Source organism: Mesorhizobium sp. WSM4976 (assembly GCF_029625685.1).
In the GTDB taxonomy this organism is placed as follows: domain Bacteria; phylum Pseudomonadota; class Alphaproteobacteria; order Rhizobiales; family Rhizobiaceae; genus Mesorhizobium.
This window is the reverse complement of sequence record NZ_JARTVT010000089.1, coordinates 1-1,399: the sequence shown is the minus strand read 5'-3', so window position 1 is coordinate 1,399 and position 1,399 is coordinate 1. Positions and strand designations below refer to the sequence as shown.

The following is a 1,399-nucleotide window of genomic DNA, read 5'->3' as shown; positions in this document are numbered from 1 at the left end:
GGATTGAACGAAGCCGCTAACGCGGCATTTGGCGGATCGGTTTGCGGGTGACGCTTCTGTTTTGAAGGATTGCGGCTGTTGAAGCGCAATCTCGAGAACAGGAGCAATGAGATGGTCGAGTTGAGCCCTCTTCGCCGGCGCATGATCGAGGACATGACGATCCGCAATCTGTCGCCGGCCACCCAGCGATCCTACGTGCATGCGGTGGCGAAGTTTTCGCGCTACTTTGGCCGCTCCCCTGACCGGCTTGGCCTTGAGGACGTGCGCGCCTTCCAGGTGCATCTGGTCTCAACAGGGATTTCGTGGCCGGCGCTAAACCAGACGGTGTGCGCACTGCGGTTCTTCTACGGCGTGACGCTGGGCCATGCCGAGATCCCGGAGCGCATTGCCTACGCCCGCTCGCCACGCACGCTGCCAGTGGTGTTGAGCGCCGACGAGGTGGTCAGGTTCCTGGAAGCGGTCCCGAGCCTTAAGACGCGCACGGCCCTGACGACAGCCTACGCTGCTGGCCTTCGCGCCTCGGAGACCGTCGGCCTAAAGGTCGGCGACATCGACAGCGGACGCGGCGTCATTCGGGTCGAGCACGGCAAGGGCGGCAAGGACCGCACCGTGATGCTTTCGGCGCAGCTTCTGCGCATCCTGCGGGTCTACTGGCGGCTGGCGAAGCCGCAGGACTGGCTGTTTCCCGGGCGCGGCGCCGATCGCCATATCGATGTGCAGGTGTTGTATTCGGCCTGTCGCTCGGCGCGTGCGGCCGCCGGCATCGACAAGCGAGTGACGGTCCACACGCTCAGGCACAGCTTCGCGACGCATCTTCTGGAGAACGGCACCGACATCCGCATCATCCAGGTTCTGCTCGGCCACAACAACCTGTCGAGCACGGTGCGCTACACCAGGGTCTCAAACAGCCTAATCCGGCGCACGACGAGCCCGCTCGACCGGCTGAACGTCGAGGTCGTGCCGCCGGGCTGATCCAGTCCCGCCCATGCCGGCGGGACTGGAGGTGGCGGATATCTTCCGCCGCCATGGCGAGGCGTATCGACAGACCCATAACGGCCATCTCGGGCGTGTCGAGCGCCGCACGATGAGCGCGATCGAGCTGTGCCGGACTGCCGAACTGGGCGGTCACGTCGAGGGCTGCCGCTCCTGCGGGTCGATCCGCGTGGCGTACAATTCCTGCCGCAACCGGCATTGCCCCAAGTGCCAGGGCCAGGCCTGCCGGGACTGGCTCGCCGCGCGGCAGGACGAGCTTCTGCCGGTGCCCTACTTCCACGTGGTGTTCACGCTGCCGGTCGAGGTCGCCGCGATCGCCTTCCAGAACAAGAGGGTGCTCTACACGATCCTGTTCAAGGCGGCGGCCGAGACGCTGCGCACGATCGCCGCCGATCCCAGACATCTA

At 65.5% G+C, this 1,399-nt stretch carries 2 protein-coding genes; both read left to right on the top strand.

Features of this window, described 5'->3' with window-relative positions; genetic code table 11:
• Positions 1-111 precede the first annotated feature (111 nt).
• Complete coding sequence (locus P9272_RS35800; RefSeq protein ID WP_278164920.1) at positions 112-972, top strand: site-specific integrase; 861 nt, start codon at positions 112-114, stop codon at positions 970-972.
• Between the two features lie 13 nt (positions 973-985).
• Positions 986-1,399: transposase zinc-binding domain-containing protein (locus P9272_RS35795; protein WP_278164918.1), on the top strand; the 414-nt coding region annotated here is incomplete at its 3' end.

Excerpts from the sequence above, each read along its gene's own strand:
- P9272_RS35800 (WP_278164920.1), top strand. The coding sequence starts at position 112 with ATGGTCGAGTTGAGCCCTCTTCGCCGGCGCATGATCGAGGACATGACG.